Raw genomic sequence first — 22,908 nt, forward strand, 5'->3', positions numbered from 1 at the left:
CGATTATGCTTCGGCGGGCGTTTTGTCTTTATAGTTGCACAAATCATTGACAATGCAGTCACCACAACGCGGTTTGCGTGCCTTGCAGATATAGCGCCCATGTAGGATTAGCCAGTGATGGGCATGGTTCATGAAACGTGACGGGACCTTTTTCAAAAGGCCCTTTTCGACGGCAAGCACGTTTTTACCGTTTGCCATGCCCGTCCGGTTGCCGAGCCGGAAAATATGGGTATCAACAGCCATCGTGTGTTCGCCCCACGCAATGTTGCGGACAACATTAGCGGTTTTTCGACCGACACCCGGCAGTTCTTCAAGGGCATCCTGATCGTTGGGTACAATCCCGCCATGCTTTTCAACAAGTATGCGTGCCGCTGCCATTACATTCTTGGCCTTGCCGCGATAAAGCCCAATGGTTTTGATATGTTCGATCAGGGCTTCTTCGCCAAGATCCAGCATGTCCTGGGGTGTTTCGACAATCTGGAACAACTTCTTGGTGGCTTTGTTGACACCAACATCGGTTGCCTGTGCCGACAGGGCGACTGCCACCAGAAGTGTATAGGGATTGGTGTAGTCCAGTTCCCCTCTCGGTTCCGGGTCGGCGTCCGAAAGACGCTGGAAAAATTCTTCTATGGCGGCTTTGCTCATCGGGCGGGACATGGGTCTTTATCTCTGTGTTGATGCCGCATTTTGCGGTCATTTTCGGGATGTTAAGAGTTTGGCTTCCTCTATCGCCGGTCTGATCTACTGACATCGAAATATATAAACTGCCGTTCTGCAAAGGTCGAATTTTGATTGCGGCAGATCTGGAAGCGTTCCAGAATTGACGGATTGGAAACGCTGCAAACCGGTCGATTACGATGCCAGCCGTACCAAGAACCGAAAAACCGATATTTCGCATCGATCTGCGCCCGCCACGTTCGTTAAGCAGGCGGGCAGCGCGCAGTATTGTCGTGATACTTGCATGCGTCACGACATCAATCGGTTTGATTTTCTGGGCTGTTGGTGCGTGGCCGGTAATCGGATTTCTGGGCATTGATGTGATATTGCTGGCGCTGGCTTTTCATTTCAGTTTTCGCGCGGCAAGAGCAGAAGAGCGGATCGAACTCCGTCGGGGCAATTTGCGTGTCATCAGAATTTCTGCGCGGGGTACGCGGCAGGAATTTGATTTTCAGCCCTATTGGCTTCAGGTGGTGCTGGAACGGGGTGAGGATGATCAATGCGAACTTTATTTGCGATCGCACGGCAAGCGTTTCGAGATCGCGGGGTTCTTGGGGGCCGAGGAAAAGACGGATCTGGCCGGAAAGCTTGATCGTTTGCTGCGTCAGGCACGATGCCATCCTGACCTACAGCCCGCGGGATTATCCTGAAATCAAGGCGCGGCGGCGCTTTTCCCCAATTTCCAGACTGCTTTGCAGTCTTGGTATCCCCGATATGCTTTGGGTGAATTCCCCCATAATTAATTGCGAAAACAGTCTGAAAAGATGCAATTTTGGCCGTGAAATCGCTTCGGGAACGGGTTCCGGATACTGGATTCCGCGTTTCAGAGTAAAATTCACCCGAGATTCCCCGTTTTCACCGCTTGCGAGTTTTTGATGACTTTCATATATAGGTGCGCGGGGTAATTACCCCACGAAATTTGAGACTATTACAACCATTGGTCCCAGGAGGTCCTGCGCAGCGCTTAGATCGTGAAGGCTGCGGGACGGACCGGCCGCTAAAAGAGGAACTTACTATGGGCAAGATTATCGGTATCGACCTTGGCACCACCAACTCCTGCGTCGCAGTCATGGACGGCAAAGAAGGCCGCGTGATCGAGAACAGCGAAGGTGCCCGTACCACGCCGTCGATGGTCGCTTTCACCAATGACGGTGAGCGCCTTGTCGGTCAGCCTGCGAAACGTCAGGCTGTGACCAACCCGGAAAACACCCTGTTTGCGATTAAACGTCTGATCGGCCGTCGTTACGGCGACCCGGAAGTCGAAAAAGACAAAGACCTTGTCCCGTATAAAATCGTCGCTGGCGAGAATGGTGACGCATGGGTTGAAGTTAATGGCGAGAAAATGGCACCGAGCCAGATCGCAGCCATGGTGCTTCAGAAAATGAAGGAAACCGCAGAAGCCCATCTGGGTGAGCCGGTAACCGAAGCCGTTATTACCGTTCCGGCATATTTCAACGACAGCCAGCGTCAGGCAACCAAGGATGCCGGTAAAATTGCCGGTCTTGAAGTCAAGCGCATCATCAACGAGCCGACCGCAGCAGCACTGGCTTATGGTCTGGACAAGAAAGATGGTGGCACCGTGGTCGTTTATGACCTTGGTGGCGGTACCTTTGACGTGTCGGTTCTTGAAATCGGTGACGGTGTCTTCGAAGTTAAATCGACCAACGGCGATACCTTCCTTGGTGGTGAAGACTTCGATAAAAACATCATCGATTACCTTGCGGACGAGTTCAAAAAAGAACAGCAGATCGACCTGCGTAAAGATCGTCTTGCCCTGCAGCGTCTGAAAGAAGCCGCAGAGAAAGCCAAGATCGAGCTTTCCTCGTCGATGCAGACCGAAGTGAACCTGCCGTTTATCACCGCTGACGCATCAGGCCCGAAACACCTGAATATCAAGCTGTCGCGTGCGAAGCTTGAAAGCCTTGTTGGTGACCTGATCGAACGCACGATGACCCCGTGCAAAGCGGCCCTGAAAGACGCCGGTATCACCGCAGGTGAAATCGACGACGTGATCCTGGTTGGCGGCATGACCCGTATGCCGAAGGTTCAGGAACGCGTGAAGGAATTCTTTGGCCGTGATCCGCACAAGGGTGTGAACCCGGATGAAGTGGTTGCACTTGGTGCCGCGATTCAGGGCGGTGTCCTGCAGGGTGATGTCAAAGACGTTCTTCTGCTTGACGTGACTCCGCTGTCGCTGGGTATTGAAACCCTTGGTGGCGTATTCACCCGACTGATCGACCGCAACACCACGATCCCGACCCGCAAGTCGCAGACTTTCTCGACCGCGGAAGACAACCAGACGGCTGTTACCATCCGTGTCTTCCAGGGTGAACGCGAAATGGCTGCCGACAACAAGATGCTTGGCCAGTTCGATCTGGTCGGTATCCCGCCGGCACCGCGCGGTGTTCCGCAGATTGAGGTGACTTTCGACATTGATGCCAACGGTATCGTCAACGTGTCTGCCAAAGACAAGGCGACCAACAAGGAACAGCAGATCCGCATTCAGGCATCTGGTGGTCTTGGCGATGACGAAATCGAAAAAATGGTCAAGGACGCCGAAGCCAACGCGGAATCCGATAAAAAGCGTAAAGCGCTTGTCGAAGCCCGTAACCAGGCAGAAGCCGTTATCCATTCGACCGAGAAAAACCTTGCCGAACACGGTGACAAGGTTGATGCCGGTGCGAAATCGATGATCGAAGAGGCTCTGTCGGCGCTTAAAGAAGCCAAGGACGGCGAAGATCCGGAAGCGATCACCGCGAAGGTCAACGAACTTCAGCAGGCTGCGATGAAACTTGGTGAAGCCATGTATCAGGCACAGCAGGCCGAAGAAGGTGGCGAAGGTGAAACTGCCGGCGCATCTGCACAGGCCGATGACGGTGTTGTTGACGCCGACTTTGAAGAAGTCGATGACAGCAAAAAAGACAAGTAAGGCGACCGCAGAGGTCGTCTTGAACGACGCCCTGTAAATAAAAATCGGGCCGTTCCGGACGCAGATAATTGCGGGAACGGCCCGACCGTGTTTCGGAGTTACAGATGGCGAAAGAAGATTATTACGAGCTGTTGGGTGTTGGCAAAGATGCCGACGCAGCCGCGCTCAAAAGCGCCTATCGTAAACAGGCGATGAAGTACCATCCGGATAAAAATCCGGGCGATACCGAAGCCGAAGTAAAATTCAAGCAAGTCAACGAAGCCTATGAAGTCCTGAAAGATCAGGAAAAGCGTGCTGCCTATGACCGGTTTGGTCATGCTGCGTTTGAGCAAGGCGGACCGGGCGGTGCCGGTGGTTTCGGTGGCGGCTTTGGCGGTGGTTTCGGCGGTGGCGGATTTGCCGACGTTTTCGACGAGATTTTCGGGGCCATGGGTGGTGGTCGCCGTGGCGGTGGATCGTCGCGCGGTGCCGACCTTCGTTACAATATGGCCATCTCGCTTGAAGAAGCGTTTGAAGGCAAAAAGGCCGAGATCACCATTCCGGGCTCGGTTGCCTGCGAAGAATGCCATGGCAGCGGTGCGGAGGCAGGTTCTCAGCCGGTAACCTGTCCGACCTGTAATGGTCATGGCAAGGTCCGCGCGCAGCAGGGCTTCTTTACGATCGAGCGTACCTGCCCGAGCTGTCATGGCAAAGGCAAAATCATCAAGAATCCGTGTAAATCCTGCCATGGTGTCGGTCGTGTTGAACAGGAAAAGACCCTGTCGGTGACGATTCCGGCCGGGGTTGAGGATGGAACGCGTATCCGTCTGGCGGGCGAAGGTGAAGCGGGTGCCAATGGCGCACCAGCGGGTGATCTGTATATCTTCCTTGATATCCAGAATCATCGCTTCTTCCAGCGTGATGGGGCGAACCTGTATTGCCGGATTCCGATCCCGATGAGCAAGGCAGCCCTTGGCGGCACCATCGAGGTGCCGACAATTGAGGGAACTCGCACTCGGATCAACATCCCGGAAGGTACGCAATCGGGACAGCAATTGCGTCTGCGTGGCAAGGGCATGACCATCCTGCGGTCGCAGGCACGTGGTGACATGTTCGTTGAAATCAGTGTCGAAACCCCGGTCAGACTGACCGAGCGGCAGAAAGAGCTTTTGAAAGAGTTTGACGAGATTTCGCGCGAAGAAGGCAGTAACCCGGAAAGCGAGGGGTTCTTTTCCAAGATGAAGGAAATCTGGAAAGATCTGACGGATTAGGTGCTGCACCAGATCGTTCCGATTTCGGAACGAAATATATTTTAACCCCGTTCTGTTATTCCGAGCGGGGTTTCTCTTTGGCTTGATCGTTTGGCCACGGACGGCTTTTGACGAAATCGATGAAGGTCCGCAACGGTGTGGGGACAAGGCGTCGCCCCGGATAATACAGTTTGGGACCCGGAAACCGCGGCCACCAGTCCGCAAGCACCGGGACGAGCGCACCGCTATCAAAATAGGGCTGAAGCCAGTCTTCAAACAGGTAAACGATGCCCGTGCCCATACAGGCGGCGTGAGTCGCAAGGTCAGTTCCCCCGCCGGGGCGCACAAGCAACGGCCCGCCGGGGTTTAGTTCAATGGTTTCATCACCGCGCTCAAATTCCCACGAGATCATGGTCCCGCTTGCAAAGCGTCCGCGCAGGCAGGCATGTTCGAGAAGATCGCGGGGATGTTCTGGCATACCGTGTTTTTCCAGATATCCGGGTGACGCCGCGGCAGCAAAACGCTGGGTGCGCGGGCCAATCGGAACTGCGATCATGTCCAGTTCCAGACTTTCGTCATAACGAATACCGGCATCGCATCCTTCGGCCAGAACATCGACGAAGTTTTCCTCGGTAATGACCTCGACGCGGATATCGGGATAGGCAGCAAGAAAAGGTGGAATAAAGTGTGGTAGAACAAGGCGTGCCGCACTTACAGGCACGTTCAGTTTCAGAGTCCCTGTCGGACGGCTGCGGAAGCTGTTCACCACATCAAGAGCCAGTTCCATTTCATCAAGGGCAGGAGAAAGCCGGTTTAACAATCCTTCACCGGCTTCGGTCAGCGCAACACTGCGTGTGCTGCGGTTAAACAGCCTTACGCCAAGCTCGGCTTCCAGTCGTCTGACCTGATCGCTTAGACGTGACGCACTGCCACCACTGATACGGGCACCTTCACGGAAACCGCCTGCTCGGGCGACGGTGACGAATGCGGTGATATTGGGCAGATCAAGTTTCATTGTTTTGAATCCCGTACAGCTTGTTCTGATTGTACCGGATTGTTGATCAAAACAGTAGGGTCTAGCTTCGGGACAGAGATCGGATGTCTGACATGAAAGGAGATTTCCATGTCCAGTATAGAGCAGGCCGGAAATTTTAAGATCGGTGATCTAAGCGTTAAACGTATGGGCTATGGCGCGATGCAGTTGGCCGGGCCTGGTGTTTATGGCCCACCCAAAGATCGCGACAGTGCGATCAGGGTGCTGCGCAAGGCGGTCGAAGCGGGCGTCAATCATATTGATACCAGCGACTTTTATGGCCCGCACATTACCAACCAGCTGATTCGTGAAGCCCTTCGTCCTTATCAAGATGATCTTGTGATCGTGACAAAGATCAGTGCAAAGCGTGGCGATGACGGGTCGTGGTTGCCGGCACTGTCGGCTGCTGAATTGACATCCGCAGTGCATGATAATCTTCGCAATCTGGGGATTGATGTGATTGATGTTGTCAATTTTCGATCAATGCACGGGCTGCACGGACCAGCGGAAGGTTCAATTGAAGAACAGCTTAGCGTTTTGGCCAAATTGCAGCAGCAGGGATTGATCCGACATATCGGATTGTCGAATGTGACACCGATCCAGATCGAGGAAGGGCGCAAGATTTGTGACATCGTCTGTGTGCAGAATCAGTACAATCTGGCGCATCGCGATGATGACGGATTGATCGATAGCCTTGCGGCTGATGGCATTCCCTATGTGCCGTTTTTCCCACTTGGCGGTTTTTCGCCATTACAGTCAGAAACCCTTTCACAGGTTGCCAGGCGCCTTGACGCAACGCCGATGCAGGTTGCCCTTGCCTGGTTGTTGCAGCGTTCGGCCAATATCCTGTTGATTCCGGGAACGTCATCGTTCGAGCATTTGATGCAGAACCTTGCGGCGGCCAGCCTTAAGCTTCCGGTTGACGCCGTTGCCGAACTTGACGGGATTGCAGCGCAATCCGCGACAATAGGCTGAATGTTGATTTGTCCGACATTTGGACATTTCCGATGATTTCATCGCAGGGCGGCATGTGCTAAAGCAATGACACGTTTGAAATTGCTTGCCGGAGGAGACCGGAAATGAAAATCGGGATTGTCGGATGTGCCGGCCGTATGGGGCGCATGCTGGTCAATGAAACGTTCAAAACCAACGGCTGCGAGGTTGGCGGTGGTACCGATCTGCCAGACAGCCCGTTTGTCGGCAAGGACGTCACCCTGATTGCTGGTCTGGAAGAAAGTGGCGTTCTGGTCGGTGACGATCCCAGGGCATTGTTTAAAGCTGTTGATGCGGTGATTGATTTCACCGCACCGGCTGCGACCATGAACCATGCCAAACTGGCAGCTGAAACCGGCAAAATCCTGGTGATCGGTACGACCGGGCTTTCAAACGATCAGAAAGCGGAGCTTAAGGCTGCAGCCAAAACAGCAACCATCATTTTCGCACCGAATATGAGTGTCGGTGTGAACCTTGCCTTTGCACTGGTCGAGAAGGTTGCAGCGGTCCTCGATAAGGATACGGCTGATATCGAAATCGTCGAAATGCATCACAAACATAAAGTTGATGCACCATCAGGCACGGCACTTGGCCTTGGTGAAGCGGCGGCAAAGGGTCGTGGGGTCGATCTGGATGCGGTTTCGGTGCGGTCACGCGACGGGCATACCGGTGCACGTGAAAACGGCACCATCGGCTTTGCAACACTGCGTGGTGGCGATGTTGTGGGCGATCACACGGTTGTTTTTGCCTGCGAGGGAGAGCGGATCGAAATTACACACAAGGCATCATCACGCGAAGTTTTCGCCAAAGGTGCGGTGCGTGCCGCGAAATGGGCCGAAGGCAAGAAACCTGGTCTTTATTCGATGCGCGACGTTCTGGGCCTTTAAGCCAGTTCTGATCCAGTCACTTTATGCAAAAGCCCCGGCAGCACTGCCGGGGCTTCTGTTTTGCTGAAGTATCGGGATATTGATCCGATCAATGGGCATCCGCCCAGCTATCCCCGATACCGGCATCCGCGATAAGCGGTACGGACAGCTGTGCGGCATTTTCCATGACCTCACGGATCACCTTGACGGCCTTTTCTGTTTCGTCTTCAGGGGCTTCAAAGATCAATTCATCGTGGACCTGAAGCAGCATGCGGGTTTTAAGCCCCGCATCAAGAAGCGCACCCGGAACGGCAATCATCGCGCGTTTGATGATGTCAGCAGCACCGCCCTGAATCGGGGCGTTGATTGCGGCACGTTCGCCAAAGCTTCGGCGCATGCCGTTTTTATCATTGATGCCGTTGATATGAATCTGGCGGCCAAACAGGGTTCTGACAAAGCCATGCTTCTTGGCGAAGTCTTTGGCCTGTTCCATGTAATCGCGAATGCCGGGATAGATTTCGAAATAGGCTTCGATAAACGCCTTGGCTTCTTTTTGCGGGATACCAAGCTGATTGGCGAGGCCAAAGGCTGAAATCCCGTAAATGATGCCGAAATTGATGGCCTTGGCTTTCCGGCGGACCATCGGATCCATGCCTTCGATTGGTACGCCGAATACCTTGGATGCCGTCGCGGCGTGGATATCCTCACCATCTTTGAACGCATCGCGTAGGGTGTCGATTTCGGCGACATGCGCCAGAAGACGCAATTCAATCTGCGAATAGTCGGCAGAAATCAGTTTGCAACCGGGTTCCGAGATAAAGGCAGTGCGGATTTTACGGCCTTCCTCGCTTCTGATCGGAATGTTTTGCAGGTTCGGGTCGTTTGACGACAGACGACCGGTATTCACATTGGTCTGGCCGTAACTTGTGTGGACGCGGCCAGTCTCCGGATTAATATGATGGGCAAGCGCGTCGGTATAAGTGCTTTTAAGCTTTGAAAGCTGCCGCCATTCAAGGATTTTGGTCGGCAGGTCATGTCCCTGGGCCGCCAATGCTTCAAGAACATCCGCGCCGGTCTGCCACGCACCGGTTTTGGTCTTTTTCCCGCCCGGCAGGCTCATCTTTTCAAACAGGATTTCGCCAAGCTGTTTGGGGCTGCCCAGATTGAACGGTTCACCGGCCATTTCATGGATGGTTTCTTCAAGGGCGGCCATCCGTTTGGCAAAATCGTTCGATAGGGTTTTGAGCTTGTCCGCGTCAATACGGATGCCGAGGCTTTCCATTTTGGCCAGTACCGGTACAAGCGGCCGATCCAGCGTTTCATAGACGCTGGCCATATGTTCCTGCGCAATGCGGGGTTTCAGAAGCCGGTGCAGGCGCAATGTGATATCGGCGTCTTCGGCAGCGTAATCAAGCGCCTTGTCGAGCGGGACCTGATCAAAGGTGATCTGGGTCTTGCCCGATCCGCAAACATCGGAAAACTTGATTGGTTTGTAATCCAGATGCAGTTCGGCCAATTCATCCATGCCATGGCCGTGGCTTGTGCCGTCCAGAACATAGGACAGCACCATGGTGTCGTCTATCGGGGCGACATTGATGCCATGACGGGACAATACGATCATATCGTATTTCAGGTTCTGGCCGACCTTAAGAACGCCCGGGTCTTCCAGAAGGGGTTTGAGTAAGGCAATCGCGCGATCAAGCGGGATTTGCTTTGGGACATCTATTTTTGCCGGTGCCTCGGCAGGGGCATCGAAATCGAAACCACCCTGTGCTTCGCCACTTTCGCCATGACCCTGTCCGTGCCCGACAGGGATATAACAGCCATTGCCCGGTTCGGTCGAAAGCGAAATGCCAACCAGCTTGGCCTGATGGGCATTAAGCGATGTGGTTTCGGTATCGACAGCAACCGTACCGGCATATTCAGCCATTGAAATCCAGTGCCTTAGGCGGTCTTCATCCTGCACCAGTTCATATTCTGCCTTTTCAACACTGATATTATTGACACCGGTTCCGGGTTCGACAATGCCGTCGGCATCAACAGAACCACCGAATTTCGCCTTTATTTTAGAAATCAGTGATTTAAAGCCGTGTGTTGAAACAAAGCTTAAAAGAACATCCGGATCAGGTTCGCGCAGTTCGAAACCATCAAGTTTCTCGACAACCGGAACGTCGGTTTTGAGGGTCACCAGATCGCGCGAAATGCGGGCCAGTTCGGCATTCTCGATCAGTTTCTCACGGCGTTTGGGTTGCTTGATTTCTCCTGCACGTTCCAGCAAACCATCCAGATCGCCATATTCATCAATCAGTTGGGCTGCGGTTTTGATACCGATGCCAGGTACACCGGGTACGTTATCAACGGAATCGCCAGCCAATGCCTGAATATCTATGACCTTATCCGGTGTGACGCCGAATTTTTCCAGAACCTCTGGTGCGCCAATGGTGCGATTCTTCATCGCATCAAACATTTGCACCCGGTCCGTGACAAGTTGCATCAGGTCCTTGTCCGAAGACACGATAATCACATCGGAACCTTCGGCCTCAGCCTGTCGGGCGTAGGTCGCGATCAGATCATCGGCCTCGTATCCTTCGAGTTCGATCGAAGGCAGGTTGAAGGCACGCGTCGCATCACGGATAAGCCCGAACTGGGGGACCAGTTCTTCGGGCGGCGGCGGACGGTGCGCTTTGTATTCGGGATAGAAGTCGTTTCTGAACGACTTACCCTTGGTATCGAAGATAACCGCCATATGATCGGGCTTGGTATCTTCGCGCAATTTCATCAGCATTGTACAGAAACCATACACCGCATTCACCGGCGTACCATCCGGACTGGTCATCGGTGGCAAGGCATGGAAGGCCCGGAAAATAAAGCCCGATCCGTCAACCAGAACAACGCGACGGGGGGATTTACCGGTGGATGGCGCAGAATCTGTCATGCGTCTAATGCTCATTTATTCGTGTGATTTGATGGCCCGCAGAATGCCCGATCCAGCGGGCTAAGTCGAGTGGGGCATCGCCGAAAGCGGGAATATATTGGCTGTTTCCGGCTTTACTACTGACAGGAGACTGTCAGGAGAGAGCAAGAATTTTGATTATCGTGTCGATATCAAAATGAAAACTTCGATCATGATCGTATTCTGAGCATTTATGGCAGGATGTCGCTTTGGGCTTATCAGGACGCACAGGGATTGATATGGTCTATCGCAGTGCAACTTCCCTTCGGGAAACGGGAGAACCGGTCATTGCCGGCGATGGAAGATAAACCGGTTTTCAAGCCACAAGGCATCGGCATTGAAACCGCAGAACCGACGCGCGAGCTGCATGACGACATGAAGCTGGCAACTCGGCGCAAGAAGGCCAAAAAAGCCGAACGGGTTGCGCGGTCTAACGGATCGGGATGGCGCAGGTTCTTTCGTGCGTCCTCATGGATGCGCTTTCTTATTACGTTCGGAATTTTCGGGCTTTTCCTGCACGGTTTGTTCGTTGTCTTTGGCGTTTATGACCGTAACCAGCGTCTTCCGGCGGTCGACCATTTCGTGCTGCTGATCAAACTCGTGGTGTTCATCGCACTGATGTACCTGTTTTACGCGATGCTGATGCATTACGGGCCGATCCGCCACAAGGTGCGCGGGATATTCTTCCTTGCACTCGCCCCCGTGGCGGCGGTTTGCATTTTCATGATTTATGGCGGTGGGCAGCTATTCGGCAGTTTCCTTCCGGTTTTACAGTTCCTGACCCTTACCATTGGCGTAGGGGGATTCCTGCTTTATGTGTTGGGTTACACATGGGTTACCGGTCGCACTGTTCGGCGCGAAGCAGATCGTTATGACCGGATGGAGCATGTAGGGAACCAGATTTCGAAAGAGGGTGCCTCTGCCGGATTGCCGCCCGGTGTGGCCGGGGATCGGCGCAAGGTGCACAAAGCTGGCAGTCTTCGCCTGCGCAAGGATGATGACGGATCATCCAACGGCAGTGGCACGGGGGGTGGCAGTTCGTCAGCAGTAAACAATAAAGTGCGGTTACCGGAAATCTGATCGCGAGACGCGCCAGATCAGGCGTGATTTTCCAGTACAACACCTGCCAGATAAAGCGACCCCAAAATCAAAACTCTTTTGGGTTTTGCAACAGCGTTCTTCAGAACGGCCAACGCATCATCCAGGGTTTCGCAGGCATGTGCATTTGCGATTCCTGCCTTGGCGGCAGCATCACGCAACGTATCGGCGCTGTGAACTTCGTGATCTCCCGGTATCGGAATGCCGGCAAATGATGTGATATGAGGGGCCAGCGGTTGGAGAAATGCGACCGGGTCCCTGTTATCAAGCATTCCCATGATCGCGACGGTATCGCCTTTGGGCTGCCGGGACAGCCAGTCTGCGATGACTTCGGCAGCTGCGATATTGTGTCCCCCATCCAGAATAAGCTCGCACCCCTCAGGCAGGGCATCACAAAGTGGTCCGGTGATCAGCTTCTGAAGGCGTGCGGGCCAGCTGGCTTGGCTGATTCCGCGCGCTACTATTGCCAAATCCGGGCCTGTGATGTCGGGAATACCGGCGTAGCGTGCAGCGGTTATGGCGGTCGCGGCATTGATAAATTGATGGCGCCCCGGCAAGGCAGGCAAAGGCAAATCAAATTCTTCTTCGGTAATGCGAAGCGTAAAGCCGTCCTCGCGTTCGGCGGTGATGCCGAAATTCGTGATCAGGGGGCTGCCGATATCGTTGGCGTGGCGGGCAAGCGTATCAAAGGCCTCAAGGCTTTGAGGTGCAAGCACACACGGTACACCCGGCTTCATGATCCCGGCCTTTTCAAAGGCGATCTTGGCAATGGTATCGCCAAGGAAGCCCTGATGATCAAGCGAGATTGGTGTAATAACGGTCAGAGCCGGTTTATCAATCACGTTTGATGCATCAACCCGCCCGCCAAGACCGGTTTCAAGCAGGACAACGTCTGCCGGAACCCGTGAATAGGCCAGAAAAGCTGCTGCCTGGGTGATTTCAAAAAATGTTATCTGTTCGCCGTCATTGATTGCTTCGACTTCTTCAAGAAGGTCGCACAGCACGTCTTCGGTGATCAGTTCACCGGCCAGACGTATGCGTTCGTGAAAGCGAACAAGATGGGGGGAAGTCGATGTATGAACACGAAGACCCGCAGCCTCATAGATGGCACGCAGGTAGGCCAATGTCGATCCCTTGCCATTGGTTCCGGCCAGATGAATGACGGGTGGCAAATTCAGGTGCGGATTACCCAGCTTGGCGAGCAAGCGGGTAATCCGACCCAATGAAAGATCGATCACTTTTGGATGAAGCTGGCCCAGACGCGCAAGAATCGCGTCACTTCTTGGCGTTGTCACCTTCGGTCTCGGCCTTTTTCGCGGGTTTCTTCTTCGCATCCTTGATCGGAACGATCGCGGCACCCGGCTTGGTGCGGCGGATCATATCGATCAGGTGACCGATGGTTTCATTCAGTTCACCGCGCGGTACGACCATATCGACCATCCCGTGTTCCAGAAGATATTCGGCTGTCTGGAAATCATCGGGAAGTTTTTCACGAATGGTATTTTCAATCACGCGACGACCGGCAAAACCGATCTGTGCACCCGGCTCGGCAATCTGGATATCACCCAGCATGGCGAAGGATGCCGAAACACCACCGGTGGTCGGATCGGTTAGAAGGACGAAATAGGGCAGACCCTTTTCCTTGACCTTCTCGATCGCGGCCGTGGTGCGCGCCATTTGCATCAGGCTTAGAATGCCTTCCTGCATACGTGCACCGCCCGACGCCGGAACGATGATAAGGGCCGCATCCTGAACCGTTGCGAGCTCGGCCGCGGCAACGATGCCTTCGCCAACGGCGGTGCCCATCGATCCGCCCATGAAGGAAAAATCAAAGACCGCAACGACGGTTGCATGACCGCCGACATCGCCATGGGCAACAGCCAGGGCATCCTTGTAGGTTGCCTTGGCCTGTGCCGCTTTCAGGCGATCGGTGTATTTTTTCTGGTCGCGGAATTTCAGCGGATCGACCGGAACGCTCGGCAGTTCTATGAGCTGATATTTGCCCTCATCGAACAGGAGTTCAAGACGGTCCTTGGCTGAAATGCGCATATGATGGCCGCAATGCTGGCAAACATGTTTGTTCTTTGCCAGGTCACGGTGGAAGATCATCTGTTCGCACGACGGGCACTTATGCCAGAGATTTTCGGGCACATCGGTGCGGCGAACAAGTTTCTGAATCTTGGGACGGACGAATTCTGTCAGCCACGACATATCGGATACTGATCCTTGGTTTTGCCTATATCGGTCATTTCACAGTAACGCACAGCATTAGTTGCGCGCGTTGCGTACCCCGTCTGCAAGTTCGCGAACAAGGCCTGTGACCATAGAGGCGGTCTTATCGGTGGCCTTGCCGTTTTCGTCAAGACTTTCGGCAATTTTTGATACGATTGCCGACCCGACCACAGCAGCATCCGCCTGCCGGGCAACTTCTGCGGCCTGGGTCGCGTTCTTGATACCGAAACCAACGGCAATCGGCAAATCTGTATGGCGACGCAGGCGTGCCATGGCTTCGACAATCTGGTCATTGGTTGCCGACCCAGCACCTGTAACACCAGCAACCGAGACATAATAAACAAAGCCTGACGTATTCTGAACGAGTTTCGGCAGGCGTTTGTCATCGGATGTCGGGGTTGTCAGTCGAATGAAGGACAAACCTTTTTCCACGGTCGGGACACAAAGTTCGGCATCCTCTTCGGGCGGCAGATCTACGACAATCAGGCCATCAACCCCTGCATTGCGTGCATCTTCAAGGAATTCGGTAACGCCATAGATATAGATCGGGTTATAATAGCCCATCAGAATAATGGGCGTTTCGTGATCCTGATCGCGGAAACCGCGAACCAGCGACAGGGTCTTGCGCATATGCATGCCGGCTGCCAATGCACGGATTGAGGCTTCCTGAATTGCCGGGCCATCGGCCATCGGATCGGTAAATGGCATACCAAGTTCGATCACATCCGCACCGGCTTCGGGCAGGGCTTTGAGGATTTCGAACGATGCTTCCGGGTCCGGGTCACCTGCGGTGATAAAGGTCACCAGACCGGCACGACCTTCTTCCCTGAGCTTGGCGAAACGTTTGGCAATGCGGTCCTGGCCGCCGATGATTGCGTCGCTCACAGTTCTACTCCCAGTGCTTCGGCCACGGTAAAGATGTCCTTGTCACCCCGGCCACTCAGACACATGAGGATGATCTTGTCCTTGCCCATTTTCGGTGCTTCTTTCATCACCTGAGCAATGGCATGGCTGCATTCCAGCGCCGGAATGATGCCTTCGAGTTCGGAACAGAGCTTAAAGGCCTCAAGCGCCTCTTTGTCTCCAATCGGCTCGTACCGAGCGCGCCCGATATCCTTGAGCCAGCTATGTTCGGGGCCGATACCTGGATAATCCAGACCGGCAGAAATCGAATCGGCTTCCTTGATCTGGCCGTCGTCATCCATCAGCAAATAGGTACGATTGCCATGAAGAACGCCGGGTTTACCGGCACTCAGGCTGGCGGCATGCTTTCCGGTATGAATACCGTGACCGGCTGCTTCGACACCGACAACCTCGATATCCTTGTCATCTAGGAACGGGTGGAACAGGCCGATCGCGTTTGAGCCGCCACCGACCGCCGCGATTACCTGATCGGGCAGGCGGCCTTCCTGTTCAAGGATCTGTTCTTTGGCTTCGTTGCCGATCACGCACTGGAAATCGCGGACCAGTTCCGGATAGGGGTGTGGACCTGCAGCGGTACCAATGATGTAGAAAGTATCTTCGACATTGGTGACCCAGTCCCGAAGGGCTTCGTTCATCGCATCTTTAAGCGAGCAGGAACCGGATTTGACCGGTTTGACCTCGGCCCCCAGAAGCCGCATGCGGAAAACGTTGGGCGACTGGCGCTCGATATCCTTCGAACCCATGTAAACCGTGCAGGGCAGTCCAAAACGTGCACATACCGTCGCGGTTGCCACACCGTGCTGGCCGGCGCCGGTTTCGGCAATGATACGGGTTTTGCCCATGCGCTTGGCCAGAAGGATTTGGCCAATACAGTTGTTGATCTTGTGCGCGCCGGTATGGTTCAGGTCCTCGCGCTTGAAATAAATCTTGGCACCGCCCAGATGTTCGGTCAGGCGTTCGGCGTAATAAAGCGGGTTCGCACGACCGACATAGTGTTTCAGATAATAATCGAGTTCTTTCTGAAACGCCGGGTCTTTCTTGGCATCCTTGTAGGCCTGCTCCAGCTCGAGAATCAGCGGCATCAGGGTTTCGGCGACAAAGCGGCCCCCGAAATTGCCGAAATGTCCATCCGGATCCGGAAGGGCACGATAGCTGTTAAGCGCGGTTGGTGCAGACGTCATAGGATTTCCCCGTGGATGGGCCGCGAACGGTGCCGCGACGGCAAAGACATGCGACAGTCATTGGATCAGCGAGAAGCCGCTGGTGTTAACGGGATTGGCAGCCTTAAAGCTGGTTCCTTCTACCCGTGGCCGGGCAAAACGGATTAATGGGCTGCGTGCTCGGCCTGGGATTTGTCGAAAATATATTTCTTCGAGCAATAAGGGCAGACCACCTCGCCCTTTTCCTCAAGATTGAGGTAAACGGTGGGATGACCAAGGTGGCCTTTGCCGCCGTCACAGGCAACATTCAGGCTGCCGACTTTGATTTCTTCGGTGATCTTCATATATCCAGCTTCCCAGTTAGCACAGGCATAGGTGTTGCCATCGGTTGATCATCGGCCTGAAGCAGGGCCAAGAGCCATTGACCCAGCTTTGATGGGGATGATACCGATTGCGCATATTCAATCAACACTTCCGCATGGTCTTAGCGCAAACAAGCCACGCGGAAAAGAGCGGAGATCACGCATTCATGACTGCAATGCCCGACTACGCCATCGAAGTCGAAGGGCTGACCAAGCTCTACAAGGGTGCGAACGGCGAAAAACTGGCACTGGATAACGTGTCGTTGAAAATTCCACGCGGTTCATTTTTCGCCCTTCTTGGTCCGAATGGCGCCGGAAAGTCCACATTTATCAATATTCTGGCCGGTCTTGTCACCAAGACAAGCGGTACGGCAAAAATCTGGGGCCATGATATCGAAACCGAAATGCGCGCTGCGCGTTGTTCGATCGGGATCGTGCCGCAGGAACTTAATCTGGATGCATTTTTCACGCCGCGTCAGGCGATGGAATTGCAGGCAGGCCTGTATGGTGTCCCCAAACCGGAACGGCGTACGGACGAGATTCTTGCCGCTCTTGGCCTGTTAGATAAGGCCGATTCCTATTCCCGCTCGCTTTCGGGTGGGATGCGTCGGCGTCTTCTGGTCGGCAAGGCGATGGTCCATATGCCGCCGGTTCTGGTGCTAGATGAACCAACTGCCGGGGTCGATATCGAACTGCGTCAACAGCTTTGGGCTTATGTGAAGGAACTGAACAAGGCAGGTGTTACGATTGTTCTGACCACGCATTATCTTGAAGAAGCCGAAGAGCTGTGTGACGAGATTGCGATCATCAATAAGGGCAATGTGATTGCCCATGAAGACAAGCGCAGTCTTCTGCGCCGGATCGACCACAAAACGCTGGTTCTCACAGTTAAAAACGAACTCAATGCCGTGCCCGAGGAACTCACCCCTTGGGGGGCGGAGCTTAAGGCCGCAAACCAGATCGCGCTGAATTACCGGCCCAGCAATACCCAGATGGCTGAAATCCTTAACGCCATTCAGGGTTGCGGTCTCGCAATTACCGACCTGTCGACCGAGGAAGGCGATCTTGAAGATATCTTCCTGATGCTGACACGCGATAATGACAAGGCCCGTGCGGGTAAGGCTGCCTGATTTTCAAGCAGTTGCCAGATCATTCAAAACCCTGCAAGTTTCTTGCAGGGTTTTGTTTTTTTTCCCCATAACTTGGCTTTCAAACGCAAACCAGAATGACTTCGGGAGCGGCAATTAACCACATGTCGAAAACATTGTTGCGGTTTGTCGGGCTCGGGTTCTCGTTTTTGCTGGTGGCTTGCGCACCGACTGTCAAGCCTGCCGGTGATCCGGTTGGCAGCGTTAAAATTACCCAAAATGCGTTCATTGCATCTGACGGGGAATCGTTACCCTTGCAGCATTGGGGCCCGGTTGACGATCCGGATGCGGTGATCCTTGGCCTGCACGGATTTGGCGATTACGCCAATGCATTTGACGAAGCCGGAACGACGCTGGCGTCTGATAATATTGTGCTTTTTGCTTATGACCAGCGCGGCTTTGGGCGCACTGCGACGCGACCTTTCTGGTCGGGAATACAAAGCCTCGTCAATGATGCCGCTGACATGCTGGTCACACTGCGTACGCAATATCCGGGTCGGCCGATCTATCTGATGGGGGACTCGATGGGCGGTGCGGTTGCGATTGTGACGGCGGCATCGCGGCCCCGGTGGATGGACGGGGTTATTCTGGTGGCTCCGGCAGTATGGAACCGCGACATGATGCCGTGGTATCAGACCGCACCGCTTTCTGTCATCTCACACAGTTTGCCTTGGTTGCTCCTGTCTGGGCAGGGACTTGATATCTGGCCCTCGGACAATATTGAAATGCTCCGTCGTCTGTCACGTGATCCGCATATGATGAAATCGGTACGGGTTGATATGGTTGCCGGTTTGGCTGGTTTGATGGATTTGGCTCATCAACGGGCAGGAGAAATTGATATTCCAACGCTTTTATTGTCCGGCGAACAGGATCAGGTGATTCCACCGGCGGCGATTGGCTCAATTGCGAAGGACATCAGGGCATCAAACCCGGACCGGAGTGTGGTTTGCCTGTTTCCTGATGGCTACCACATGTTGCTGCGTGACCTGAACGGACCAACGGTGATCGGCGATATCAGACGCTGGATCAAGGGCGGTGCGGCTGCTCGGGATTTTTCGTGTACGCTCAATTGATTGCGTTTTGACCGCTGATCCCTGATCAGGTAGCATTTTTAATCAGTTGCATATGATAGCCAAGGTTGTTACCCGAGGCGACCGTCACGATATGGCACCTATTGCCTTTGTGTATTCGGTGGCATTTTCAGCTACGTTTTTCGGAGGATCAGGACCGGCATGCTAAGGACCGTTCGGGCGAAGTTCCTGGGTGTCGCGGCCTTTTTTGTCGTGTGGCTTGTGGTGGCTACCGGGTTCTCCGTTATCCAGTCACTTGGAATCAATGGCGATCTTGAAGCAGTGTCGCGCTATGTGACGCCGGTCAAGGATGCGCTTTCCGATGTTCGTTCCCGTCAGCTTGAACAGATTTCGCTGATCGACCGTTACATGCGTGTTGTCGAAAATGAAGGCCCGGATGCTCCCCTGTTAAGTGGTATCGAAATCGAGATTGATGCCAAGCAAACCCAGATCGAGCAGGCCTTTCGCAAGGCTTTCACCTCGGCAGCACTTGGCCGGGCACAGGCATCGGGCCATTTCGAACAAGGTGTGTTGCTTGATCTTGATGTCCGTATGCGCGAATTCGCCGATATTGCCGCCCAATTCAATCTGGGCGTTGAAAGGTTACTGAGCCGGGTGCGTGAAGGCGATCTTTATGATGCGCAACGTCAGGAAAATCTGGTGCGTGGTATTCATCGCAACATTGTGCTTGATCTGCGCAGCGAGATTTTGCTGCTGGAAAAATATTCCAGCGAAACAGTCGAAAATGTCTCGGAGCGCGAAGATTTTCTGATCCAGGCCGAATTTATCATGATGCTGGCTGCGGTGGTGATCGGCATTTCCTTTGCCTATTATCTGGCGCAAGCGGTGGTCAAAGCAGTTCGCGATACGACCAATGCGTTGAACAGCGTGCAGTCAGGCAAGCTTGATACAAGCCTTGATTTCAAGGGCAAGGGCGATTTTGCCCGGCTGGCGGATGCCTTTAACCGCATGACGCGCGAATTGCGCGTACGGTTCCGTATGCGTGAACGGTTTGGCAAATATATTGATCCAAAGATCATCAATAACCTGCTGTCACAGGAAACCGCGCTTGAAACCTCGCAAAAGCGGGTGATGACGGTCAGTGTTGTGAACCTGACCAATTTTGACTGGATGGCGGAACATATCCCGCCCGAGAAACTTGTCGATTTTCTGAATGACTATCTGACGGCAATGACCGAACCGATTGCCAATCATAGCGGCATTATCGACAATTTTGTCGGGGATAGGGTGATCGGTTTCTGGGGGCCGCCCTTCTGCGGGGAAAAAAGCCACGCGGGGCATGCCTGTCTGGCAGCGTTGGAGCAGGTGGCACGGTTTAATGCGCTGAAGACCAAATATGCCGACCTGATTGGCGATCACGGGCTTGATATTCGTATTGGTATTGCGACCGGCGAAGTTGTTGTCGGATCAATCGGAACGGATAAATCACGCGCTTATACGGTGGTTGGCGATTGCGTGAACTATGCCAACCGCCTTGAAAAGGCCAATCGTATTTACGGTACCCAGATTCTGGCTTCACATGAAACGGCCAGCATGGCAGCCGGCGAGATTGAGATGCGCGATCTGGACCATGTTGTACTGCTCGGGACCGAGCATGTGGTTTATCTTTATGAAGTGCTGGCACAGTCCGGGCAGCTAAGCGATGAACGTCGCGACTGGCGCAAAACCTATGAAACTGCGATTGCGTCTTATCGCGAGGGTGATTTTGACAAGGCCCAACCTCTATTCGAGAAAGTTCAGGAAGGCATCGGCAGCGATTTTGCCGCTCAGCTTATGCTCAATCGTATGGAACGCCTGCAGCGCCGCGAACAGGACCGGGAATGGAACGGGACGTGGATCGTTCGGGATCCCTATGAGCGACGTGACGTCGAAAGCTGATCGCAGTGATATGTCGCAACCAGAAATTAACCGAATGGGCGGCAAGGTGCTGATTGGCAGGGGCCGTCAAAAATCCTTGCCCGCGACGGACAAAACCTGTATCACCCAACCGCTCGGGCCGTGCTGCCCGATGTCTATTGCGCACCCGTAGCTCAGCTGGATAGAGCGTTGCCCTCCGAAGGCAAAGGCCACAGGTTCGAATCCTGTCGGGTGCGCCAATTTCCCAAGAATATTTTCAAGTCCGCCCAATTAAGGGCTGGCAAAGCGTTTTCTGACCACTAATCTGCATCTTGATCAATCGCAGATGAGATGGATGAGACATGCGCGGATATCTTCATGATTTTGCCGGAACCAATGTGCTGTTCGCAATGGCAGCAAATCAGGAATATGGCCCCCATCTTGAAAAACTGTTCAAACCGCTGATGATCGGTATTGGTCCGGTTGAGGCCGCAATTAATCTAAGCATAGCCTTGACCGAACTGAAATTGGCGAACGATTTGCCTGATCTGGTGGTAACTCTTGGATCAGCTGGGTCGCGCACACTTGATCAGGCCAAGGTTTATCAGGTTTCGTCAGTGTCCTATCGGGATATGGATTGCTCGGCACTTGGATTCGAGAGGGGGATCACGCCCTATCTTAATCTTCCAGCAGTTCTCGATTTACCCTACCGTATCCCCACTTTACCGGAAGCACGTTTGTCTACTGGGGCAAACGTTGTATCAGGTGACGCATATAATGCGATCGATGCTGATATGGTGGATATGGAAACCTACGCTGTTCTGCGCGTTTGTCAGAAGTTTGATGTACCGGTAATCGGCCTACGCGGAATTTCTGACGGTAAAGAAGAACTCAATACTCTCTCTGACTGGACTACCTATCTGCACGTCGTTGACGAAAATTTGGCAAAATCGGTGGATATTATAAAGGGTCAAATAAATTTAAAAAAATTGAACAAGTTAAGAAGGTAACTTTTCGTGTTTATGTTCATTTTTATAAACAATTTCAATTGATTTGATCAACTCTCTTGAAACATTATCGGGTGAATATTCTTGGTGGGAAGATCTTAGGCCTTTATTGCTCAGGTTTTCCCATATGGCGTCATTCTTATCCAGTAAGTTAATTTTTTCTGACATATCTTGCCATCGTTTCACAGAAATCCCGCCTTTCATCTCTGAAATGCATCCGGTAGATCTTGCGATGAATGGTGTACCGGTTGCTGTAGCATCAATTAGCACCAAAGGCTGGCATTCGGTGTGTGAGCCTAAAAGTATAAGTCGGCTGCGCTTATACTGCTCAAGAAGTTCGTCGCCAGAAATGTTTTCGTGAAAGACAACATAATTTGAATTGATACCAAGTTTTTTGCTGAGCTCGACCAAAATCTTGTGAAAGTGCGTCTTCTTCTGTCCGAAAAAATGCAAGGTAACTTTATTGCATGCTGAGGAGCGTGCGTATGCTTTAAGTACGAAGTCAAAGCCTTTCTGCCATTCGTAAGAGCCAACCGCGATAAAAATTTCGCGCTCATGTTTTTTCAAATAGTCTGAATTGCGTGCGTCGACTGCAGCTTTGGATAGGCAGTTAGGTACAATATAATAAGGAATTTCATTCTTCTCGGCCAAGCGCAAGTCATCAAACCTGCAGTCTGTCCCAGACCGTGCAAGGAAGAAAATAGCATCCAGTTTCTTCATCACAGCTTTCAATCGCCACCAGTAAGGTCTCCAGGCGAGGTATCTCACTAGAGACCGTAAAGGTCGATTCAGGAAAAAATTGTTGGTTGAAATTCCATGACTGTAAACGATCTTTTTTCCGGAGATATGATCTAAATGATTTAATGCAATATCAGTTGCCCAATTTTGCCAAGCATTCATTAATACAATGTCCCAAGAATGACTTATTAGAAAATCTACATAAATACTTTTTTTTCCTTGAATTGGATCAAGAAAAAGATTTGATCCATTTATAGGAAAGGTTTCCACCTTGATTTTATTTGAAATATCGTATGACTCTCGTTTCTCTCCGCCAGTTGCAACAATAACTTTATGGCCAGCCTGAGAAATGATTTCTGTCTGTTTAAAGACAGCGTTCCCTAATCCACTATTAGATGGGGGGAAAGTCGGGCAGGTTATTAATATTAGCAATGTTTTATGCTCTTGCTTATACTCACAGAGAAAAATAAATAATATATCTAATAGTGTTATATTTTTTGCCTAAAATCTGTGACGACACACACGAGATTCATTAGTTTTTACATTAGGAATCTGTGTTAGAAATCTATGAAATTTATCAGAGCCTCCCGCA

At 52.8% G+C, this 22,908-nt stretch carries 19 protein-coding genes and 1 tRNA gene; 11 read left to right on the forward strand and 9 right to left on the reverse strand.

The features are described from left to right. Nucleotides 1–3: 3 nt before the first annotated feature. Nucleotides 4–645 (reverse strand): endonuclease III, encoded by a 642-nt coding sequence (gene nth / locus AUP42_RS06905; protein ID WP_062950555.1) that lies wholly within the window; start codon nt 643–645, stop codon nt 4–6. A 212-nt stretch (nt 646–857) separates the two neighbouring features. On the opposite strand from nth, the gene AUP42_RS06910 reads away from it, so the two are divergent. From AUP42_RS06910 to dnaJ, 3 genes are all read left to right on the forward strand, one after another. After that, nucleotides 858–1,367, forward strand: a complete 510-nt coding sequence (locus AUP42_RS06910) for a DUF2244 domain-containing protein (RefSeq protein ID WP_062950169.1) — start codon at nt 858–860, stop codon at nt 1,365–1,367. 365 nt (nt 1,368–1,732) lie between these two features. Next, a complete protein-coding gene (gene dnaK, locus AUP42_RS06915; RefSeq protein ID WP_062950171.1) occupies nt 1,733–3,646 on the forward strand; it encodes a molecular chaperone DnaK in 1,914 nt (637 codons plus the stop codon). Nucleotides 3,647–3,750: 104 nt separating this feature from the next. Beyond that, nucleotides 3,751–4,896: a molecular chaperone DnaJ gene (gene dnaJ / locus AUP42_RS06920; protein WP_007088588.1), complete on the forward strand. Its 1,146-nt coding sequence runs from the start codon at nt 3,751–3,753 to the stop codon at nt 4,894–4,896. Between the two features lie 55 nt (nt 4,897–4,951). Here the strand turns inward: dnaJ and AUP42_RS06925 are convergent, their stop codons facing one another. Next, nucleotides 4,952–5,890, reverse strand: a complete 939-nt coding sequence (locus AUP42_RS06925) for a LysR family transcriptional regulator (RefSeq protein WP_062950172.1) — start codon at nt 5,888–5,890, stop codon at nt 4,952–4,954. Between the two features lie 108 nt (nt 5,891–5,998). Between AUP42_RS06925 and AUP42_RS06930 the strand changes: the two genes are divergently transcribed. Together AUP42_RS06930 and dapB are read left to right on the forward strand one after the other, a co-directional pair. Further along, on the forward strand, nt 5,999–6,883 hold the full coding sequence (locus AUP42_RS06930) for an aldo/keto reductase family oxidoreductase (protein ID WP_062950173.1): 885 nt from the start codon (nt 5,999–6,001) through the stop codon (nt 6,881–6,883). Between the two features lie 104 nt (nt 6,884–6,987). After that, on the forward strand, nt 6,988–7,788 hold the full coding sequence (dapB, locus tag AUP42_RS06935; RefSeq protein ID WP_062950174.1) for a 4-hydroxy-tetrahydrodipicolinate reductase: 801 nt from the start codon (nt 6,988–6,990) through the stop codon (nt 7,786–7,788). 88 nt (nt 7,789–7,876) lie between these two features. On the opposite strand, the gene polA is transcribed toward dapB, so the two are convergent. After that, the gene (gene polA, locus AUP42_RS06940) at nt 7,877–10,702 is read right to left on the reverse strand and encodes a DNA polymerase I (RefSeq protein WP_062950176.1); all 2,826 of its coding nucleotides are present in this window, start codon (nt 10,700–10,702) and stop codon (nt 7,877–7,879) included. Between the two features lie 315 nt (nt 10,703–11,017). Between polA and AUP42_RS06945 the strand changes: the two genes are divergently transcribed. After that, nucleotides 11,018–11,800 (forward strand): hypothetical protein, encoded by a 783-nt coding sequence (locus tag AUP42_RS06945; protein ID WP_231858185.1) that lies wholly within the window; start codon nt 11,018–11,020, stop codon nt 11,798–11,800. Between the two features lie 17 nt (nt 11,801–11,817). On the opposite strand, the gene AUP42_RS06950 is transcribed toward AUP42_RS06945, so the two are convergent. The 5 genes from AUP42_RS06950 to AUP42_RS06970 form a co-directional block, all read right to left on the reverse strand. Beyond that, the gene (locus tag AUP42_RS06950; protein WP_082824684.1) at nt 11,818–13,113 is read right to left on the reverse strand and encodes a bifunctional folylpolyglutamate synthase/dihydrofolate synthase; all 1,296 of its coding nucleotides are present in this window, start codon (nt 13,111–13,113) and stop codon (nt 11,818–11,820) included. Beyond that, on the reverse strand, nt 13,094–14,029 hold the full coding sequence (gene accD / locus AUP42_RS06955) for an acetyl-CoA carboxylase, carboxyltransferase subunit beta (RefSeq protein WP_062950184.1): 936 nt from the start codon (nt 14,027–14,029) through the stop codon (nt 13,094–13,096). Before accD ends, AUP42_RS06950 begins: the two co-directional genes overlap by 20 nt. Before the next feature lie 57 nt (nt 14,030–14,086). Continuing rightward, complete coding sequence (trpA, locus tag AUP42_RS06960) at nt 14,087–14,935, reverse strand: tryptophan synthase subunit alpha (RefSeq protein ID WP_062950186.1); 849 nt, start codon at nt 14,933–14,935, stop codon at nt 14,087–14,089. Beyond that, the gene (trpB, locus tag AUP42_RS06965; RefSeq protein ID WP_062950188.1) at nt 14,932–16,155 is read right to left on the reverse strand and encodes a tryptophan synthase subunit beta; all 1,224 of its coding nucleotides are present in this window, start codon (nt 16,153–16,155) and stop codon (nt 14,932–14,934) included. The genes trpA and trpB overlap by 4 nt, the downstream gene beginning before the upstream one ends. 143 nt (nt 16,156–16,298) lie before the next feature. Then, a complete protein-coding gene (locus tag AUP42_RS06970; RefSeq protein WP_007088596.1) occupies nt 16,299–16,478 on the reverse strand; it encodes a zinc-finger domain-containing protein in 180 nt (59 codons plus the stop codon). 185 nt (nt 16,479–16,663) lie between these two features. On the opposite strand from AUP42_RS06970, the gene AUP42_RS06975 reads away from it, so the two are divergent. From AUP42_RS06975 to AUP42_RS06995, 5 genes are all read left to right on the forward strand, one after another. Next, entirely contained in the window at nt 16,664–17,626 is a 963-nt protein-coding gene (locus tag AUP42_RS06975; RefSeq protein ID WP_156484572.1) for an ABC transporter ATP-binding protein, read from the forward strand. A gap of 122 nt (nt 17,627–17,748) precedes the next feature. After that, nucleotides 17,749–18,717, forward strand: coding sequence for an alpha/beta hydrolase (locus AUP42_RS06980; RefSeq protein ID WP_231858186.1), 969 nt, complete (start codon nt 17,749–17,751; stop codon nt 18,715–18,717). Nucleotides 18,718–18,876: 159 nt separating this feature from the next. Beyond that, complete coding sequence (locus tag AUP42_RS06985) at nt 18,877–20,613, forward strand: adenylate/guanylate cyclase domain-containing protein (protein ID WP_062950194.1); 1,737 nt, start codon at nt 18,877–18,879, stop codon at nt 20,611–20,613. A 141-nt stretch (nt 20,614–20,754) separates the two neighbouring features. Continuing rightward, nucleotides 20,755–20,831: transfer RNA gene (locus AUP42_RS06990), tRNA-Arg, on the forward strand. Between the two features lie 102 nt (nt 20,832–20,933). Beyond that, nucleotides 20,934–21,581: a 5'-methylthioadenosine/S-adenosylhomocysteine nucleosidase gene (locus AUP42_RS06995; RefSeq protein ID WP_062950196.1), complete on the forward strand. Its 648-nt coding sequence runs from the start codon at nt 20,934–20,936 to the stop codon at nt 21,579–21,581. Here the strand turns inward: AUP42_RS06995 and AUP42_RS21170 are convergent. Further along, nucleotides 21,570–22,748: a glycosyltransferase family 4 protein gene (locus tag AUP42_RS21170; protein ID WP_082824685.1), complete on the reverse strand. Its 1,179-nt coding sequence runs from the start codon at nt 22,746–22,748 to the stop codon at nt 21,570–21,572. The genes AUP42_RS06995 and AUP42_RS21170 overlap by 12 nt on opposite strands. Between the last annotated feature and the right edge of the window lie 160 nt (nt 22,749–22,908).

This window comes from Thalassospira lucentensis, assembly GCF_001613805.1.
GTDB lineage: Bacteria > Pseudomonadota > Alphaproteobacteria > Rhodospirillales > Thalassospiraceae > Thalassospira > Thalassospira lucentensis_A.

What these genes read in the sequence shown, in the direction of transcription:
- nth (WP_062950555.1), bottom strand. Translation starts at nt 645, where the DNA reads ATGAGCAAAGCCGCCATAGAAGAATTTTTCCAGCGTCTTTCGGACGCC.
- AUP42_RS06910 (WP_062950169.1), top strand. Translation starts at nt 858, where the DNA reads ATGCCAGCCGTACCAAGAACCGAAAAACCGATATTTCGCATCGATCTG.
- dnaK (WP_062950171.1), top strand. Translation starts at nt 1,733, where the DNA reads ATGGGCAAGATTATCGGTATCGACCTTGGCACCACCAACTCCTGCGTC.
- dnaJ (WP_007088588.1), top strand. Translation starts at nt 3,751, where the DNA reads ATGGCGAAAGAAGATTATTACGAGCTGTTGGGTGTTGGCAAAGATGCC.
- AUP42_RS06925 (WP_062950172.1), bottom strand. Translation starts at nt 5,890, where the DNA reads ATGAAACTTGATCTGCCCAATATCACCGCATTCGTCACCGTCGCCCGA.
- AUP42_RS06930 (WP_062950173.1), top strand. Translation starts at nt 5,999, where the DNA reads ATGTCCAGTATAGAGCAGGCCGGAAATTTTAAGATCGGTGATCTAAGC.
- dapB (WP_062950174.1), top strand. Translation starts at nt 6,988, where the DNA reads ATGAAAATCGGGATTGTCGGATGTGCCGGCCGTATGGGGCGCATGCTG.
- polA (WP_062950176.1), bottom strand. Translation starts at nt 10,702, where the DNA reads ATGACAGATTCTGCGCCATCCACCGGTAAATCCCCCCGTCGCGTTGTT.
- AUP42_RS06945 (WP_231858185.1), top strand. Translation starts at nt 11,018, where the DNA reads ATGGAAGATAAACCGGTTTTCAAGCCACAAGGCATCGGCATTGAAACC.
- accD (WP_062950184.1), bottom strand. Translation starts at nt 14,029, where the DNA reads ATGTCGTGGCTGACAGAATTCGTCCGTCCCAAGATTCAGAAACTTGTT.
- trpB (WP_062950188.1), bottom strand. Translation starts at nt 16,155, where the DNA reads ATGACGTCTGCACCAACCGCGCTTAACAGCTATCGTGCCCTTCCGGAT.
- AUP42_RS06970 (WP_007088596.1), bottom strand. Translation starts at nt 16,478, where the DNA reads ATGAAGATCACCGAAGAAATCAAAGTCGGCAGCCTGAATGTTGCCTGT.
- AUP42_RS06975 (WP_156484572.1), top strand. Translation starts at nt 16,664, where the DNA reads ATGACTGCAATGCCCGACTACGCCATCGAAGTCGAAGGGCTGACCAAG.
- AUP42_RS06980 (WP_231858186.1), top strand. Translation starts at nt 17,749, where the DNA reads ATGTCGAAAACATTGTTGCGGTTTGTCGGGCTCGGGTTCTCGTTTTTG.
- AUP42_RS06985 (WP_062950194.1), top strand. Translation starts at nt 18,877, where the DNA reads ATGCTAAGGACCGTTCGGGCGAAGTTCCTGGGTGTCGCGGCCTTTTTT.
- AUP42_RS06995 (WP_062950196.1), top strand. Translation starts at nt 20,934, where the DNA reads ATGCGCGGATATCTTCATGATTTTGCCGGAACCAATGTGCTGTTCGCA.